This is a genomic window from Candidatus Nanopelagicus hibericus, from assembly GCF_002288005.1.
In the GTDB taxonomy this organism is placed as follows: domain Bacteria; phylum Actinomycetota; class Actinomycetes; order Nanopelagicales; family Nanopelagicaceae; genus Nanopelagicus; species Nanopelagicus hibericus.
On record NZ_CP016771.1, the window covers coordinates 1,170,324 to 1,188,115 of the forward strand.

Here is a 17,792-nt window from a genome sequence, read left to right on the forward strand (position 1 = left end):
GCATTAATCAGGAAATTTAAGAAATAAGTATGATAATTTCGTTTCATGAAATTTAGGTTTTTACCACAGTGGTTACATGTATTTTTAAGTCGTAACATTAAATATTTTGAGACTACCATGTTTCAGAATTTTCAACTCATAGTTAATCAAGGCGAATTAATAAGGTTGCGTAAAATCATGAATGAAATAATCTTTTATGAATCTAGTTTAATCTCTACAATTGCTAGTACAGGTAACGGTTCAGGTTTAATTCAATCAATGAAAATATTTAGATCTTGTAACTTAATAAGCACTCTGATATTCAATGAGCATCTGGTTAGAAATTACACTTTATCTAGCGTTTATCAAAAAAGTATAAGTTATCCACTTCCGCCTCACTATTGGAATTTCTTTGAAAACAATGGAGTGAAAATCAACAAATATATGAGTTTTTTCTTATGGACGGTTTATGAAGTTCTGAGTTCTTTCAAACAGATTTATAGCACTATAAGAAAATGTTTTACGTGGAACTTGCGACAAGATATTCCCCCAAGATCTATTCTCGTATTTGGGTTAAATGAAAAAGTTTTGACCAAAACTTCAGAAGATGAAAAATGTTTTGAAGTTTGGTTACAGAGAAACTTGAATTTTACAGGGAATATCTATGGTCTAAATCTCAATAACATTGATTCTCTTAAAACAAAAATTTCTAATATACCAGATGCAAACTTGTTTGATTACAGGCCTAGAAATTTATTGATTGCATTTAGTGCCATATTTAAGTTTAGATTTTCGGCGGGTGAATTAATCCTTATATTTAGATATTTCCTAGAGGCGTATAAATTTAGATTCCTGAATAAAGCAAATATTCAGAACATAGAAATATTTATTACTCTTGCATCTGAGAGTTGGGTAAAGCCCGTTTGGTTTAGTCAAGTGAAATTGGATTCCTCCAGAATTATTTATGTTAATTTAAGCGCCTCATCTTCTCCAACAATTCTTAACGAAATTGAATTATTTGGTTGGGATCGTTTAAATCAGTGGCATGAAGTTTGGGCACTAGATGCTCACCAAAAGTATTTGTTTTCAACGCGCTCCATACAGTCAGATTCCAAAGCAATTGCAGTGGGGTGCCCTTTTTGGACCGACAGGCTGGAACCATTCATCGATTCGAAAGATAAAGGCAATTACATAGCTATTTTTGATATTCAACCAACACGAAAATTCTTAGGTTGGTCAAGCTTGTATGACTGTGGGTATTTTGATACATCCTCTATCCTAAAATTTATTACAGACATTGTAGAAGTTTCGGCAAGGTTGGGAAAGATTTGTGTTTTAAAGTCGAAAAGAAATAGTCCGAGATATTTTGATGCTGAGTATTACCAAGGAATTGAGTTTTTAGGAAAGGAGTATAAAAATTTCATCTACGTCGATGCAGATATCGCGCCTCATAGAATTATTCAGGACTCTCTTGTGACTATATCTGTTCCCTTTACATCAACGGCAATAATTGCTTCAGAACTTGGAGTTCCTAGTCTATTTTACGATCCAATTGGTAAAGTTTTAAGAAATGATCCAAGTGCACGAGGAACTCATGTTGTTAGTGGGCAAACTAACCTCTATACCGAACTTTGTGATTTGTTTTCAAAGAAATTACCATAATTAGTAAGTGCCTTTTGGTTAAATGTATCTATACTAAGTTGATGATTACTGCGGGTGCTGATCGAGGATATTTGTCCAATTCTCCTGTGAATAATATGTGGCAACACTGGAATTTCAAACTAGTACACGTAAACCATCGACTACCCCATAACTTTCTGAATTACAACTACGTCGGTTTTAATCTATCTTTAATATATTAAATAGGAGGTTATATTCGTGGAGAAAGGTTGTTCGGAAGAGTTAATTAAGGGTAAAAGAGACTACATAGTCACAATTGCAATAGGTGACAAGTACTTAACTGATTGGGAACAATTCGCATTACCTTTTTGGACAAGTTATTGCAAAAAATATGGATTAGGACTTATAGTAATTTGCAAAGATTTAATTGAACCGGGCGATGTTACTTGGAAGAAAGCAACTTGGCAGAAATTTCTGATTGGAGAATATACAAAAAAATTCTATCCGCACGTTGAACGAGTATGTTATTTAGATACAGATATTTTGATCAGCCCATTAGCGCCAAACGTATTTGATTTTCACAAAGATGGAAGCATGAGTCTTGTCTCACTATTCCACCGATTGCCATATAGCCGGACCACCACTCTAGAAAAACTAACGTGGTTCAGGAATCAAAGTAGTGAAGGTCGTTATCCACTAGATTCTGCAATTTATATGGGGATCTCAGACCTATTTAATTATCATGGACTTGCAGCACAAGAAGATTATGCCTGCGCAGGTATGTTTATTATGGATACTTCAATTCACTCTAAAACTATGCATCAATTCTTTTTGACCGTTGATAGTAGTATTCACACAATTACGAATGGAGGAGATCAAACTCATTTCAATTTTCTCGCTCAAAATAGCTTTCTAATTAACTGGCTATCTTACAAATTTCAATCCATTTGGAGCTACGAAGCGGCAAATTATTATCCTTCTGTATTTTTTGATTGCTACTCGGATCACACCTATTTATCAATTCAGAATGCACTCATAAACAATTACTTTCTTCATTTTGCTGGTGGTTGGAGTGAATGCCAGCAATGGAAAGATCCCAAAGTATTTCAAGAGAATATAACTTTGGGAAACATCTCAAATTTAATTGAATACCAGAATAAAGCTCTCAAAAGCGGAAAGCCGGTAGGGCATATTAAATTTCTAAACGGTATGGGGTAAGAATAATGTGTGGAATTATTTTTGAAATGGATAACAAAATATGCGATGAAGTGAATTTCAAATACGCTCTTGAATCTCAGCACCATAGGGGTCCAGATGGTTCGAATTACAAGGTTTTGCAATCAGGAAAGGTGATAATTGGAAACAATAGATTAGCAATAATAGATAAGAGTGGTGGTAGCCAGCCAATTACCAGCTCAGATGGTCAGGTGGTTATCACATTTAATGGTGAAATTTTCAATTCCCGCGACCTAAGAAATGGCTTGGAAAAAGCAGGAATGAAATTTAATTCTAGCCATTCAGATACTGAAGTGATTTTACAAATGTACTTAAAATTTGGGATTAAGTTTATAGAGCAAATAAATGGAATGTTTGCGATAATAATTGTAGATTTGAAGACTCAGCATACCTTTGTTATTCGAGATCGCTTCGGAATGAAACCAATATATTTTAAAATTAATGGCAGTAGATATGTTTTTGCTTCTGATCTAAGAGCAATTAAGATTTTATCAAAAAATAATGAGATATGCCAAGATTCTGTAGCGGAGTTCATGGGACTAGGGTTTATCACTAGTCCCAATACAGTTTATCAAAACATTATTTCTCTTCAAGCAGCTTGTTATATGGATATTGACATGATTTCGGGGAAATCAACCATCAATAATTGGTGGACCCCACCGGTCGATGAATTTGGGGACATTAATTTCGAAGAATCCGTTAATTTAGTTCGTAAAGAATTTACAAGCGCTATTTCAAGGTGGACTACTTCTGATTATCCAATTGCGCTTTCACTTTCAGGAGGGGTTGATTCATCATCAGTACTCATCGCGTGTCTCGAAGCTAAAATTGAGGTCAATCCCTTTTTTATGGGGTTTAAAGGCTTCTCTCTATCCCGCTGGGATGAAAGTAGTGTAGTTAAAGGTTTCACTGAGGTTTTCGGAATTAACTACAACAATATTGAAATGACTCCTCAAGATTTAGTTCTTAATCTAAATAATATCGTAAGCCACCTCGAACAACCATATGGTGGAGGTATTCCTTCATGGAAGATTTTTTTGGAAATGAAAAAATTTGGCTATAGAGTAGCTTTAAATGGTACGGGTGGGGATGAACTATTTGGAAATTATAACAGAGCTACAGACCTACCTTCAAATGTATTTGACGATATAGAAAGTTTCAAACTAAATTATTTGAATAAATTCTATAAAATCTACCCTTATGAGATTAATGATCTGCTTATGGATAACACTAGTGAGCGGTATATAGATAAATTGTTTCATAAAGCTCAAAGATACCAGGATTTAGAAATAGAGAAAAGAAGTGCACTTTTTGACATGGAAACACAATTGACTGATGAATTTCTCATAATGATAGATAAACTTTCAATGATGAATTCTATAGAAGCTAGAACTCCGTTTCTAGACCATATCTTCTTTGAACAAATCCATAGAATACCAAATAGAGTTAAAAACATTGAAGGCTCTTATAAACTTCTACTAAAAACTGCTTTTGGTGATTCTTTGCCCACATTTCTAAAACAAGCACCTAAAAAAGGGTTTTCCTTACCTTTATCTATTTGGTTTAGGGGAGAATTGAGAGAACTATTGATAAGTAAAATTCTAGACGAAGAATTTATCGAATGTTTTCATTTAAACAAAGTTATAATTGCTCAAACTCTTGATCAATTTCTCGCTGGAGATAATTCCCGAGTTTTATTCATATGGAGGTTATTCATGCTTTCCTTTTGGTTGAGGTCTGTTCATCTGAATCAATCGTTTGAAAAACAATAAATGACATTATCATCGAAGCAATGTAAGGTTTGCTTATGCTTTCAATAGAGGTCGTTTTTAGTAGAATGCATTCACTCTACAGAAATTTGGGTTTGCAGATTTTGGGCGGGTACTCAAATTATCTTGTGCAACCAACAAATGGAGCTCAGTTTAATTTTGTGGCTGATGATACATTTCTAAAGTCTACAAGTGGTGGGATTGCTAATGATGAAGCAACTTTTTTGTATGGGATTTGCCGATTTTTACAGCCAAAAAAAATCTTAGTTATTGGTAATTCGTATGGCGTGAGCACCTTGTTTTTATCATTAGTAAATCTAGAATCAGATTTAGTTGCGCTTGATAAATTTCGTGTTAATGGGAATGCTGTAACGCGGGAGTTGCTAAAAGACATGCACCATAAAACTGTGATTGAAGGATCTACTCCCGAAGATTTAATCGCAATTATTGATAGGTATTTAGGAGGAGCCGTTGATTTTTGTCTAATTGATGCAGTCCATACAGATGAAGTACAAACTGCTGAATTCAAAATTCTTCAACGCTACATGTCAGCTAAGTCTGTTATTGTATTTCACGATGTGATTAGTACAGATTTGATGAAATCTTTCAATCAATTGAGAGATTTAGATAATACATTCGATTTTAAATTAGCTACAAAAACGAGTTCAGGTTTAGGTTTGGCAATTAAAGGTGACTTAGAGCCAGAATTTGAGAGCTATCTTGCATATTTCACTCAAAATTTAGATACTGTTTCTAGATTTAGTTTAGCTATTGACACGCTTAATCTGTCAAGATATTTTCCTGCCGAATCAATAAAAGCTTTTAAAATTCCGCCTCACCCTCAAACTTGATTAGAGCTACTATTAGACATTTGACTTTATTTGCAAAGCCCTTAAAAGGCATATGACTTAATTCTTTAAAAATAGTTTCAAAAATTATTATTCACAAATAAAAAGCGATTGCCAGGAGAATTCTTAATTACAGTGAAACCTACTCCGTATAGTAGGTTTAATACTTCTGGAAAAGTCGAATCCTCAGTGATTCCTTTTTCAAAACCTAAGTCCACGGTTATGTAATGAATTTTTTCAAACAACTTATCACAACCCTTAAGAACTTCAAACTCTGCACCCTCAGCGTCAATTTTTATCAACCCAATTTTTTGCTTAACTAGAGTGTCAATTCTAGATACCTGAACATCTATTACTTGTTCTACTTTTAATGGCTGATAAATTGAAGAATCTGAAGACTCTGTTGAAATATAAAATTTGACCACTCCGTCAAAATCGCTAATGCAAGTATTATAAATGGAAGAACTAGTCAATCTGTTTAATTCTAAAATTTCATAATCTAGAGGTGATGGTTCAAACCCAATATAATTATTTTTTGGAAAGCAAAATTGGAATTCACCAGCATTAGCACCTACATCGACTATAAGTTCATCTTCAGATAGCTCTACAAAATCACAATTATATGAATTGCTTAATCCTTTAATCCTTGCATCAAAACCAAGATGATATAAATCCACTCTTGACCGCAAAAAATAAAATTTTTTGTTGTTAACTACCATATAGTATCGATGATCCTTAAACTCATACTTAAATTCTTTATTCAGAAATAAATTCATGAACTTGCAATAATTTTTTCCCATTAACTTCGACTGCATATAGCGCAATAAATGCACTTTGTTATGATTTGTCAATTTATTCAAATATAAAAACACCTTTGGATTGTACTCTGATAAAGGGTTGTATAAATCAAATTTTTTGAATTCTGGATTTGGACATCAAGTTATAAGTGCGCCCGCAGGGATTCGAACCCCGAACCTTCTGATCCGTAGTTGGCCAGTAAATCTGAGCTTTTAGTTCCCTAAAACTCACCTTTACTTGCCTATCTTTCCGACTGTGCTTACGCCCAATCAGAAAGTCAAATGCTCTATCCAGTTGTCCTTCTACTTAACCTTATCACTATCTAATGTTTCACTTCCAGCCTTTAATGAAACTGTATAACCAGAAAGATTTGTTTTTACATTTAGTTTGGCATCACCCTTGCTATTAGTTTGTACAGGTAGAGTTATGGTTTTAGCACCTTTTTTAGTAGCTGTAAGTTGAAGTAGGGAGTTAGCAAATTCAGTATTAACTGATACTGATGATTGATTCTTACTTGTTTTGTTTGTGACTAATTGACTCTCTTTCTCGACAGGTGTAAGTATTTGTTGCGTTTGCAGAACTGTAGAAGACATAGGAATCAGTAATACCCCATTTGATTGCTGAGGAGTGGTGGAAGTTGCCCCTGCAGCTCCACTGGTTGCAGTTCTAGTGTCAGTTGTTGGACTTTGCGTAGTTGCCGATACTGTTTTGGTGTCAGTAATAGTTGGATTTTGGTTTGCTGGTTGAATCCAGGTCTTTACACAGTAAGCAAACCATCTGTCATCACTTCGTGTAGTTGTGAAGTTCATATCAACACCTACAGCTTTTCCGGAGCCAGTAGGGCAAACAAAGGATTTATAGGTATTAGTTGCCTCCCATTGAGCTTGAGTTATTCCCGCTGAGCTTGTAATTCTTGATCCTGGCAATTCTGCCCCGTTGGATGCTCCAGGTATTGGGTCTGCTGTTTGAATAGTTATAACTGTTTTTGTGTCGGTATTTGTGGTGCTAACGGTGGCTGTTTTAGTATCACTATTTTGAGGGACAGTTTCTTGTACTGTTGATGGATTAAAGGTTTTGACACAATAAACATATCTCACGTGCTTGCTTCGATCAGTAGTAAAAGCTAAATCAACACCAATACCTCTACCAGAACCAGTTGGGCAAGTATGAGATTGATAAGCACTTGATGCCTCAAAATCTACCTGAGATTGACCAGGTGCACCTGAAACTCTAGTTCCAGGAACTTCAGCACCATTAGTAACACTTGGCAATGGATCGGGAACGGTTGCCGTTGGTGTCGTGGTGGCTGTTTTAGTATCAGATGTGGAACTTGTTGTTCCGCCTGAGGTTGTTGGAGTCGTGGTAGCGGTTCTAGTTTCAGATGCAGGAGTTGAACCTGTACTTCCAGAGGAAGATGGCGCAGTTCCAACTGGGTTTGCGCAAACTCCACCGCTGGATGTTCCACCACTTGGACTAGTAATTGGTCCCCATTGAAAACATTTTTGCTGGCCAGGGTTTGCTGTGTTCCAAGCTAGTGATTGCGCAAGTGCTGCTGCTTGAGCTGCTGCTAAATCAGCACGATATTTTGCCTCCGCATCAATTGCTGCTGATGGTCGCCAAGTTTTAACACAGTAAGTAAACGTCTGTTTTGTCGTTGCATTAACTTCAATTCCACTGCCTGATCCACTTGGGCAACTAATTGCTTGCTGACCTGAAACTCTAGTTCCAGGAATTTCCGCACCATTTGCCACACCCGGGAATGGATCAGTATCTGCACTTGCAAAAGGCACAACAATTGAAAAAGATATTGTTAACAAAATGACCTTAACAATCTTGATCATCGCAGGACCTCCTAAGATTTAGGTAATTTAAAGAATTCTTAAGTCTCAACTATCTCATTTGTTGTGCAAAATGGGTATATAAACTTGTAAGTATTACTGTATTTAATTGAAAGCTCTGCAAACTGAGCGTGAGGCAAAGTTAACCAACCCCACCTTGTTCAATTTCTCTTAACCCCTAGTTAATACACCCCAGCTAGAAATATCTCCTAAAGTGGACTGATTACTAGATCAGTAAGTTGCTTCTGATTAGGAATAAGAAAGTCAGTAGTTTTATACTGAAACGTAAAGTGCGCCCGCAGGGATTCGAACCCCGAACCTTCTGATCCGTAGTCAGATGCTCTATCCGTTGAGCTACGGGCGCAAAGTATTAAGCGATCGGAAGTCTAGCGATTTATCAAGACCTACCCAAACTTATTAACTGCTTCCAATCCACTTCTTTTACTCGTGGTTTTCCAGCAATTTCACCTGAAATGACCTCTGAGGCATTTATTTTCTCCCAAGCAATTTGATCAATTACCTCATGCCCTGATTTTAATAACCCAGTAATTCCTTCACTTGTCTTTGGCTCCTTAAGATTTTCAATGATTAAATCAACTACATCATTTGAATCACTTTTATTTGTGCCAATCACTCCCGTTGGTCCGCGCTTTGCCCAACCTACTGCATAAACATTGTGTTCCACATGTCCTGCAATATTTGTAATCTGCCCATTTTCAATACTTATGCCAGGATATTCAATTGAGTTATAACCGATGGCTGTAATAACCAATCCGGTTTTGACTGAAAATGTCTCACCAGTTGCAACCACTTTACCGTTTTTAACCTTATTTTTCTGAAACACAATCTCTTCAACTTTGCCACTACCCTTAATTTCAAGTGGTGTTGATAAAAACTTTATTTCTAGCTTTCTCGGTACGCCTTTTTTCTCATGCTCTGCAATAGTTTTCATTGCTTCGATATTGTTTTTTAAATCTTTCTCAACATCATCCATTTCTTCAATGTGTTTAATCGCCTCTGTTATTTGCTTTGGGTCAATAAAGACATCAGTGTTTTCAAGTTTTGGAAGATCTCGAAGCTCAGGGGCGGTAAAGGCTGCGTGCTCGGGACCTCGTCTGCCACAGATAATCACAGTTCGGATATTGCTTTGCTTTAATTTTATAAGTGCGTGTTCTGCCACATCGGTTGAATCAAGTTCACTTGGATCAATTGCAAGTATTCGGGCCACATCCATTGCCACATTTCCAGCGCCAATTACTACTGCTGTATCGGAGGATAGATCTACCTCAACATCAACGTAATCTGGGTGTGCGTTATACCAAGGAACAAACTCGGCAGCAGATAATGAGTTTTTTAACTCTTCACCTGGAATCCCAAGTTTTCGCCCCTTTGACGCACCCGTTGCTAAAACCACAACATCATATTGATCCCGTAAGTCCTTTAGCGAGACATCTTTACCCAACTCTACATTGGCAAATAATCTAAAGTTTGGCTCCTTGGCAATCTTTTCAAATACCTTAGAAACTGTTTTTATCTTTGGATGATCTGGTGCAACACCACTTCGAACCAAACCCCAAGGAGTTGGCAAACGTTCAATCATGTCAATTGCAAATGAGCGATCATCAGATTGTGCTTTTTGAAATGCTTGCGCAGTGAAGTAGCCAGCAGGACCTGCTCCAACTATTGCGATTTTATAGGTTGGCAACTTTCCCCCAGCTTCTTAAATTTACGTCTTTTTATTCTGGCGGAGACGAGAGGATTTGAACCTCCGAAACCCTTTAGGGGTTAACCTCATTAGCAGTGAGGCGCACTAGACCGGGCTATGCGACGTCTCCAACTGTGCAAGATTACCGCTGTTTACTCACCTCTAGCCAATTATCACCTCTTAGGTAGACTTATTAAATGAATTCAGGTAGTAATTCCAACAATAATGAAAAGGGTGTTGAAGTGAGAACCCACGATATTCCAATTGCTGATGCAATGACGGAGTTTATGAAAGAGGGCTGGGCGCCATCACCTTTGACTGGAATTACAGCCCATCCATCAATTCCCTTCACAAAACTACGCAGAGATAAATTGTCTAAACAATATGTTGGCAAGAGATTAATTTTTCCTTCAGGTTCATTAAAGGTTAGAAGTAATGACTCTGATTACCAATTCAGAGCTCACTCAGCCTTTAGTTGGTTTACTGGAGTAATTGCATCAGATTGTGTTCCAGATTCCTTATTTGTAATGGAACCAACTACATCGGGCCATGAAGCATTGTTATTTATTCACCCAAGGTCACTTCGAAATGATAGTGAATTTTATAAGGACACAAGATTTGGTGAGTTTTGGGTTGGCAGAAGAATGACATTGGAAGAGACTGAAACAAAATATGGAATTAAGGTAAAACAAATTGAGTCAATTGAAGAGTTTTTAAAGGACAAAAAAGAAACATTGGTAGTACGTGGTGAAGATTCTGCAATTGATAAGTTAGTTGAAGAGAATACAGAAAGTGAAAAAGAGTTCTTAAACTACATCTCAGTGATGAGAGCTGTTAAAGATAAGTATGAGATTGATGAGATGCAAAAGGCAATTGACGCTTCAGTTCGTGGTTTTGCCGATATGGTCCGTGTTTTTCCAGCAGCAACTTCTGTGCCAAGAGGTGAGCGAGTAATTGAGGCTGCCTTTTATGGCAGAGCAAGATTAGAAGGAAATGACAATGGCTACCCAAGCATTGTCGCATCTGGCGCTCATGCTTGTGTATTACATTGGATTAAAAATGATGGTGATGTACTGCCGGGGGACTTAATTTTAATTGATGCTGGCGTTGAGGTTGAATCTCATTACACCGCGGATATAACTAGAACCTTTCCGGTAAATGGAAAGTTCACCGAAGCACAACGTAAGATTTATATGATTGTTTATAAGGCTCAACAAGCAGGAATTGCAGCTGTTAAGCCTGGGGCAAAGTTTAAGGATTTTCACGCCGCCTGCATGGTTGAGATTGCAAAAGGAGCAGAGGAGCTTGGTGTGCTGCCAATGAGTGCTGAGGAATCTTTAAAAGAAGAAAATGGCTTACACAGAAGATGGCAGTTTCATGGCTCTGGCCATCACTTAGGTATTGATGTGCATGATTGCGCACACGCTAGAAAAGAGCAGTACGCCGAAGCTGTATTAGAAGCTGGCATGATTTTAACTGTTGAGCCTGGTTTTTATATTCAACCAGATGACACCTTATTTCCAGAGGAGTACCGAGGAATTGGTGTTCGGATTGAGGATGATATTTTAGTTACAGAATCAGGGGCCAAGATATTAAGTAACGCCCTCCCTCGTCACCCAGATGAGGTTGAGGCTTACATGGCAAAAATACTTAAGTAATCTTTAATTCACTCGTTGTAGTTTTAACCTCCACAATCTCACAAGGCGCACCGTCACAACAGTTGGTCTTCATATGGCAATTTGGGCATAGCCATCTAGTTGCAACTGGATCGTAAGGAACACTACAAAAATCACAGGCCATCTGATTATTAGCACCCATTTGTTATTAAGCCTTCTTGCTCTTAAATGCCCGATTAATAATGGTGGTAACAATTGAGATTATCAAAGATGCAAAGAGTGCTGATTTAAAATCCACAACATCTAATCGATCACTCCACCTGGCAGTTAACATCAACATTGCTGCATTTACTACAAAAGCAAATAATCCTAAAGATAACAAAATAGCGGGCAGTGTTAACAACTTAACTAATGAGCCAATAACTCCATTTATTAGACCAAACAAGAGTGCTACCCATAGATAGCTCCAGGCACCACCATTAACGCTTATGCCATCAAGGAGGGAGGTTGCTGCCCAAAAAGCGAGTGCGCCAGAGAGTAGGCGAACAATTAAATTCACGTACTAAAGAATACCCTCACGTTTGCGAATTTTTGATCCAAGCCATCTAACTGGGTCATACTTAACATCAACTACCCGCTCCTTCATTGGGATAATTGCGTTATCGGTAATCTTTATATGCTCTGGGCAAACCTCTGTACAACATTTAGTGATGTTACACATCCCAAGACCATGCTCTGCTTGCGCCTTTTGCTTACGATTTTTCAAGATATCAAGTGGGTGCATATCAAGCTCAGCTAGCCTGATAAAAAATCTTGGGCCAGCAAATGACTTCTTATTCTCTTCATGATCTCTTATTACATGGCAGGTGTCTTGGCATAGGAAGCACTCAATACATTTTCTAAACTCCTGTGACCTTTCAACATCAACTTGGGCCATTCGGACCTCACCTGCCTTTAAACCAACAGGTGGAGTGAAGGATTCAACCTCCATCGCCTTCTTATAATTAAATGAAACATCAGTTACTAAATCTTTAATTACTGGAAATGCGCGTAGTGGTGTAACAGTGATGGTTTCACCCTCTGCAAAACTTGATACTTGGCTCATACAGGCAAGACGTGGCTTGCCATTTATCTCCATAGAACATGAACCACACTTACCAGCTTTGCAATTCCAACGAACCGCTAAGTCGCCCATCTGGGTTGCCTGTACCCGGTGAATTACATCCAGAACTACTTCACCCTCATTTGCTTCAACCTCAACATCTTTTAACGCACCATCTTTTGCATCCCCGCGCCAGATTCTAAGTTTTATTTTTTTACTCATGATCTAACCCCCGCGTTATTAGGTAGTTCATCCTTGCTTAAATACTTCTCTAACTCATGGATATCAAAGAGATCAAATAACTCATTTGGCATTTTGGGAAGTTTTTGTTGTTTAACAACTACCTCTTTGCCATTAAAGGCTGCAATATTATTTTGTGATCTCCAATTTGGGTCCATAACTGGGAAGTCGTCTCTGGTGTGACCACCACGAGATTCCTGCCTAACAATTGCTGATTTTGCAGTGCTTTCTGCCACCAATAACATGTTGTCGAGATCAAAGGAGAGGTGAAAACCTGGATTAAATAGACGATCACCACTTACTGCAACGTTTTCAATACGTTTTCTTATTGCTGCAATCTTTTCAATCGCGTCCTGTAACTCACTTCTTGTTCTAATAATTCCAACTAGGTTATGGGTGATCTCTTGTAGCTCTTGGTGAAGGGTATATGGGTTCTCACCACCTGTTCGTTTAAATGGTGCAGCGATTTTTTCAGCTGCATCTTTAATACTCTTTTCACTTACCTTCACAGGTTGAGCGCTCTTCACATACTCAGCAGCGCCAACACCAGCACGCCTGCCAAAAACTAAAAGATCAGAGAGTGAATTACCACCCAAACGATTTGAACCATGCATCCCACCTGCAACCTCACCTGCTGCATAAAGTCCTGGCACGCCAACAGCAGCAGCTGTATCAGGATCAACCTCAACTCCGCCCATTACATAATGACAAGTAGGACCAACCTCCATTGGCTCCTTTGTAATATCAACCCCTGCTAATTCATAAAATTGATGCCACATCGATGGCAATCGCTTTTTAATTACATCAGCTGGTATTCGCTTTGATACATCTAAGAAGACACCACCATGTGGTGAACCACGACCTGATTTGACCTCAGTATTAATAGCTCTTGCAACCTCATCACGTGGTAATAACTCAGGTGGCCTGCGGTTGTTGTCTTGATCTAAATACCAACGATCTGCCTCTGCCTCATTATCTGCGTACTTATCTTTAAATACCTCTGGAATGTATTTGAACATAAATCGCTCACCCTTTGTGTTGGTTAAAACACCACCCTCACCACGGACAGATTCTGTTACCAAAATTCCACGAACTGATGGTGGCCAAACCATGCCAGTTGGATGAAATTGTAAAAACTCCATATCAACTAAATTTCCACCAGCTTTTAATGCCAGTGCGTGACCATCTCCTGTGCCCTCCCAGGAGTTTGAGGTGATCTTAAATGTTTTGCCAACCCCACCAGTTGCAAGAATTACTGCAGGGGACTCAAACAACAGCTCATTGCCATTCTCTCGTCTGTAGCCATAAACACCAGAAACCTTGCCATTCTCTTTTAATACTTCAGTAATTGTGACCTCAGCAAATACCTTTAGATAACTTTCAGCATCCCCATGATCTTTTTTGTCCTGTTGTTGCATAGAGACTATTTTTTGTTGCATTGTCCTAATTAATTCAAGACCTGTTCGATCACCCACGTGAGCAAGACGTGGGTACTCATGTCCACCAAAGTTACGTTGTGAGATCTTTCCTTCACCAGTTCGATCAAAGAGTGCACCCCAAAGCTCTAGCTCCCAAACCCGATCAGGTGCTTCTTTTGCATGTAGCTCTGCCATTCGATAATGGTTTAAAAACTTTCCACCCCGCATGGTGTCTCTAAAATGTACCTGCCAACCATCTTTATCATTCACATTTCCCATTGAGGCAGCAATTCCACCCTCTGCCATAACAGTGTGGGCTTTGCCAAATAAAGATTTACAGATGATTGCTACTCGAAGTCCAGCCTCGCGTGCTTCAACCGCAGCACGAAGACCTGCACCTCCTGCGCCAATTACTACTACATCATAATTGTGACGCTCCATTGGAATTTTCTCACTCATATTTGTCATCCCTTAGAAGAAGTAGAAATTAGTAATGGCCCCACTTGCGACCTGACGGACATAAACATCGGTTAAGGCAACACCAAATAGTGATACCCAAGCAAAATTAGGATGGTAATGATTTAACTTAGAAACAGTTGTCCACGCTTTATATCGAATCGGATGTTTAGAAAAGTTTTTCAGCCTGCCACCTAATGTGTGCCGGCAGGTGTGACAGGAAGCAGAGTAAAGCCAAAGCAGGGTGGCATTTGCAAGTAGGACTAATGTGCCAACACTCATGTGCCCCCATTGACCTTCTTCATTTTTAAATGCAATTACTGCGTCATAGGTCAAAATTACATTTAGAACTAATCCAGCGTAGAAAAACCAACGATGGCCATTTTGTAATATCAACGGCGCTCTTGTTTCACCTGTGTATTTTTTATGTGGCTCAGCTACTGCGCAAGCTGGCGGTGACATCCAAAAAGATCGGTAGTAGGCCTTGCGATAGTAGTAACAGGTCATTCTAAAACCAAGTGGGAATATTAAAATGAATAATGAGGGTGAGATTAAAAGACCAAATAATGTAATGGAGCCAATTGGGGTTCCAAAGTGTGATGCCCCTTCAACACAAACTGTTGATAAGCATGGTGAGTAAAAAGGTGAAATTAAGGGCTCAGCAAAGTAATTTTTATTTTCAAATGCCCGAAAGGTTGCATAAATAACAAATAAAATTAAAACTGAAAATGTCATTAATGGCTGTAGCCACCAGCGATCTGTTCTTAAAGTTTTATCGGTAAGTAGGGCACGACCTGCGGAAAATACGCCAGTCTTTTGAACTTTGGAATCTAGCAATGCCATGCCTTAATTCTGCTCTCACAAAATCACTTATGCCACTTAAATGAGCGCATGAGTAATATGAAATCACACACAAAGAGCAACTCTGGCGGAGGGCGTGGGATTTGAACCCACGAAGGTTTCCCTTGCCGGTTTTCAAGACCGGTGCACTCGGCCACTATGCGAGCCCTCCATGGGCAAACTTACCTGCAATAGTGATAGCACCCAAAATTAAGCAATATTTATTGAAAGTTACTCGGGAAGTTCTAGCAACCTTTCAACCACTTTTGCCACACCATCTTCTTGATGTGGATCAGTTTGAAATTTCGCATACTTCATTAAATCTGGATGTCCATCAGCCATCGCCCAAGATCTACTTGACCAAGTGAGCATGGAAAAATCATTTGGATTATCACCAAATGTCACGCAATCATCAGCTGTTAAACCATGGCGGGAAGCAACCTTGGCAAGCGTTGCACCTTTGCTAACACCATCTGCTGATATCTCAAGTAATGAATCAGTTGAGTTTGAATGGGTGACCGTTGCAATTCCAGTTAACTCTTTATTTGCTAATACCAACATCTCATCGGATGAGAACTCACTATTTTGACACCTTGCTAATATTTTTAACGCAGGAGCGGTAATCACCTCTTCAATCTGGTCTACACCAACATTATCTGCGCCAATATCCCACCTTGGTACATATTTCTTTTCACGATGAAACTGTTGATTAACCTCAACCGCAAATGTTACTGGCGGTATCACTGTACGTAATCGCTTAACTGTTTCAAGTTGTGCTTCAACTGAAAAAAGCCACTGCTCTAAAATCTTTTCATTTAAAAAATCATAAAGCATTGCGCCATTGCCACAGATTCCAAGGCCAAAATTAAAGTTCTCTTTAATCTCGGCCATCCACCTAATTGGGCGCCCAGTGACAAAGTAGATATGAATCCCAGCGGCATTTGCTGCCGTAAAAGCTATTTTTGTACGCTCCGATATAAATCCATAATTAGCAACAATTGTGCCATCTAGATCTGTGCCAATTAATTTAGGACGCCTGCCGGTAATAGTTTTTAAAACACTCACGCTGGAACCAAAGTATCCATTCCAAGAAACGGAATCAATGCCTTTGGCACCTTTACGGAGCCGTCTTTTTGTTGATGGTTCTCTAATATCGCCACTATTGTTCGAGGCACTGCCACCAATGTGCCGTTTAATGTAGCTACTGGTTTGGTTCCTTTTTCATCTTTATATCTAATGTTTAATCGCCTGGCTTGAAACTGGGTGCAGTTTGAGGTGCTGGTTACTTCACGATACTCACCTTGGGTTGGAATCCAAGCCTCAATATCAAATTTGCGTGCTGCACTTGCTCCTAAATCACCACTTGCCACATCAATGACACGATATGGGATTTCAAGTGAATTAAAGAACTCTTTCTCCCAGGCAAGTAATTTCTTATGCTCATCTTGTGCATCCTCTGGTTTACAAAATGTGAACATCTCAACCTTCTCAAATTGGTGAACGCGAATAATGCCGCGAGTATCTTTTCCATAACTGCCCGCTTCTCTTCTAAAACATGGTGAGTAGCCAGCGTATCTAATCGGTAGTTGATCTAAAATCTCATCCATATGAAATGCTGCTAGTGCCACCTCAGATGTGCCTACAAGATATAACTCATCCTCTTTTAAATGATAAACATTTTCGGCGGCTTGTCCTAAAAATCCAGTTCCTTCCATTGCCTCAGGTTTTACTAGAACTGGTGGAATTATTGGTGTAAAGCCAGATTTAACCGCTAATGAGATTGCATAATTTACTAACGCCAGCTCAAGTAGGGCGCCTGGACCAGTTAAATAATAGGAGCGAGCACCTGAAACCTTTGCACCACGTTCAATATCAATTGCTTTTATTACTTTACCGATCTCAACATGATCCCTCGGCTCAAACCCCTCCGCCTTGAAATCGCGAGGCTTTCCAACAGTTTCCAAAACTTTAAAATCTGCCTCACCGCCAATTGGCGCTGCTGGATCAATTAAATTTGCTATTAGCAGGCCGGCTTTATTTGCATCAACTTCAGCATCCGCTCGCTTTGCATCCGCCGCCTTTACCGATGTCGCTAGCTTTTTAGCAATCTCTAAAAGCTTTTCCTTTTCACCGCCACTTGCTGCGCCCACTGATTTAGATAATGTGTTTTGTTCAGCTCGCAATTTTTCAAACTCTGCAATTGCTTCCCGACGCACATCATCTGCTTTTAGTAATTTATCAACTATGCCAACATCTTCACCGCGCGCTTTTTGCGAGGCTTTAAATGCCTCTGGATTCTCCCGAAGTGCTTTTAAATCGATCATATG

Annotated in this window: 15 protein-coding genes and 3 tRNA genes; 5 read left to right on the plus strand and 13 right to left on the minus strand. The window is 38.8% G+C overall.

Annotated features, from left to right (window positions below):
• Positions 1 to 177 precede the first annotated feature (177 nt).
• The 4 genes from B1s21160_RS06040 (at position 178) to B1s21160_RS06055 (ending at position 5,455) form a co-directional block, all read left to right on the plus strand.
• Positions 178 to 1,641, plus strand: coding sequence for a hypothetical protein (locus B1s21160_RS06040; protein ID WP_150120968.1), 1,464 nt, complete (start codon positions 178 to 180; stop codon positions 1,639 to 1,641).
• A 216-nt stretch (positions 1,642 to 1,857) separates the two neighbouring features.
• On the plus strand, positions 1,858 to 2,817 hold the full coding sequence (locus tag B1s21160_RS06045; RefSeq protein ID WP_095672818.1) for a hypothetical protein: 960 nt from the start codon (positions 1,858 to 1,860) through the stop codon (positions 2,815 to 2,817).
• 5 nt (positions 2,818 to 2,822) lie between these two features.
• Positions 2,823 to 4,607, plus strand: a complete 1,785-nt coding sequence (gene asnB, locus B1s21160_RS06050) for an asparagine synthase (glutamine-hydrolyzing) (RefSeq protein ID WP_095672819.1) — start codon at positions 2,823 to 2,825, stop codon at positions 4,605 to 4,607.
• 158 nt (positions 4,608 to 4,765) lie between these two features.
• Complete coding sequence (locus B1s21160_RS06055; RefSeq protein WP_190276944.1) at positions 4,766 to 5,455, plus strand: class I SAM-dependent methyltransferase; 690 nt, start codon at positions 4,766 to 4,768, stop codon at positions 5,453 to 5,455.
• 77 nt (positions 5,456 to 5,532) lie between these two features.
• Here the strand turns inward: B1s21160_RS06055 and B1s21160_RS06060 are convergent, their stop codons facing one another.
• The 5 genes from B1s21160_RS06060 to B1s21160_RS06080 all read right to left on the minus strand — a co-directional run bounded on the left by B1s21160_RS06060 (position 5,533) and on the right by B1s21160_RS06080 (position 9,923).
• On the minus strand, positions 5,533 to 6,252 hold the full coding sequence (locus B1s21160_RS06060; protein ID WP_223297953.1) for an FkbM family methyltransferase: 720 nt from the start codon (positions 6,250 to 6,252) through the stop codon (positions 5,533 to 5,535).
• A 300-nt stretch (positions 6,253 to 6,552) separates the two neighbouring features.
• The gene (locus tag B1s21160_RS06065; RefSeq protein ID WP_095672822.1) at positions 6,553 to 8,091 is read right to left on the minus strand and encodes a hypothetical protein; all 1,539 of its coding nucleotides are present in this window, start codon (positions 8,089 to 8,091) and stop codon (positions 6,553 to 6,555) included.
• A 288-nt stretch (positions 8,092 to 8,379) separates the two neighbouring features.
• Positions 8,380 to 8,452, minus strand: a tRNA-Arg gene (locus tag B1s21160_RS06070).
• 33 nt (positions 8,453 to 8,485) lie between these two features.
• A complete protein-coding gene (locus B1s21160_RS06075) occupies positions 8,486 to 9,793 on the minus strand; it encodes an FAD-dependent oxidoreductase (protein ID WP_095672823.1) in 1,308 nt (435 codons plus the stop codon).
• A 37-nt stretch (positions 9,794 to 9,830) separates the two neighbouring features.
• Positions 9,831 to 9,923, minus strand: a tRNA-Ser gene (locus B1s21160_RS06080).
• 67 nt (positions 9,924 to 9,990) lie between these two features.
• Here B1s21160_RS06080 and B1s21160_RS06085 point away from each other — a divergent pair.
• Positions 9,991 to 11,451 carry an aminopeptidase P family protein gene (locus B1s21160_RS06085; RefSeq protein WP_095672824.1) on the plus strand — a complete coding sequence of 487 codons (1,461 nt, stop codon included), beginning with the start codon at positions 9,991 to 9,993 and terminating at the stop codon, positions 11,449 to 11,451.
• Here the strand turns inward: B1s21160_RS06085 and B1s21160_RS06405 are convergent.
• The 8 genes from B1s21160_RS06405 to serS form a co-directional block, all read right to left on the minus strand.
• A complete protein-coding gene (locus tag B1s21160_RS06405) occupies positions 11,444 to 11,611 on the minus strand; it encodes a hypothetical protein (protein WP_190276945.1) in 168 nt (55 codons plus the stop codon). The genes B1s21160_RS06085 and B1s21160_RS06405 overlap by 8 nt on opposite strands.
• Positions 11,612 to 11,617: 6 nt before the next feature.
• Entirely contained in the window at positions 11,618 to 11,968 is a 351-nt protein-coding gene (locus B1s21160_RS06090; protein ID WP_095672825.1) for a phage holin family protein, read from the minus strand.
• Positions 11,969 to 11,971: 3 nt separating this feature from the next.
• Positions 11,972 to 12,733, minus strand: a complete 762-nt coding sequence (locus B1s21160_RS06095; protein WP_095672826.1) for a succinate dehydrogenase/fumarate reductase iron-sulfur subunit — start codon at positions 12,731 to 12,733, stop codon at positions 11,972 to 11,974.
• A complete protein-coding gene (locus B1s21160_RS06100) occupies positions 12,730 to 14,628 on the minus strand; it encodes a fumarate reductase/succinate dehydrogenase flavoprotein subunit (protein WP_095672827.1) in 1,899 nt (632 codons plus the stop codon). Before B1s21160_RS06100 ends, B1s21160_RS06095 begins: the two co-directional genes overlap by 4 nt.
• Before the next feature lie 12 nt (positions 14,629 to 14,640).
• Complete coding sequence (locus B1s21160_RS06105; protein WP_095672828.1) at positions 14,641 to 15,468, minus strand: succinate dehydrogenase subunit SdhC; 828 nt, start codon at positions 15,466 to 15,468, stop codon at positions 14,641 to 14,643.
• 83 nt (positions 15,469 to 15,551) lie between these two features.
• Positions 15,552 to 15,637, minus strand: a tRNA-Ser gene (locus tag B1s21160_RS06110).
• Between the two features lie 59 nt (positions 15,638 to 15,696).
• Positions 15,697 to 16,530 carry an HAD family hydrolase gene (locus tag B1s21160_RS06115; protein WP_095672829.1) on the minus strand — a complete coding sequence of 278 codons (834 nt, stop codon included), beginning with the start codon at positions 16,528 to 16,530 and terminating at the stop codon, positions 15,697 to 15,699.
• Positions 16,527 to 17,789, minus strand: coding sequence for a serine--tRNA ligase (gene serS, locus B1s21160_RS06120; protein ID WP_095672830.1), 1,263 nt, complete (start codon positions 17,787 to 17,789; stop codon positions 16,527 to 16,529). The genes B1s21160_RS06115 and serS overlap by 4 nt, the downstream gene beginning before the upstream one ends.
• Between the last annotated feature and the right edge of the window lie 3 nt (positions 17,790 to 17,792).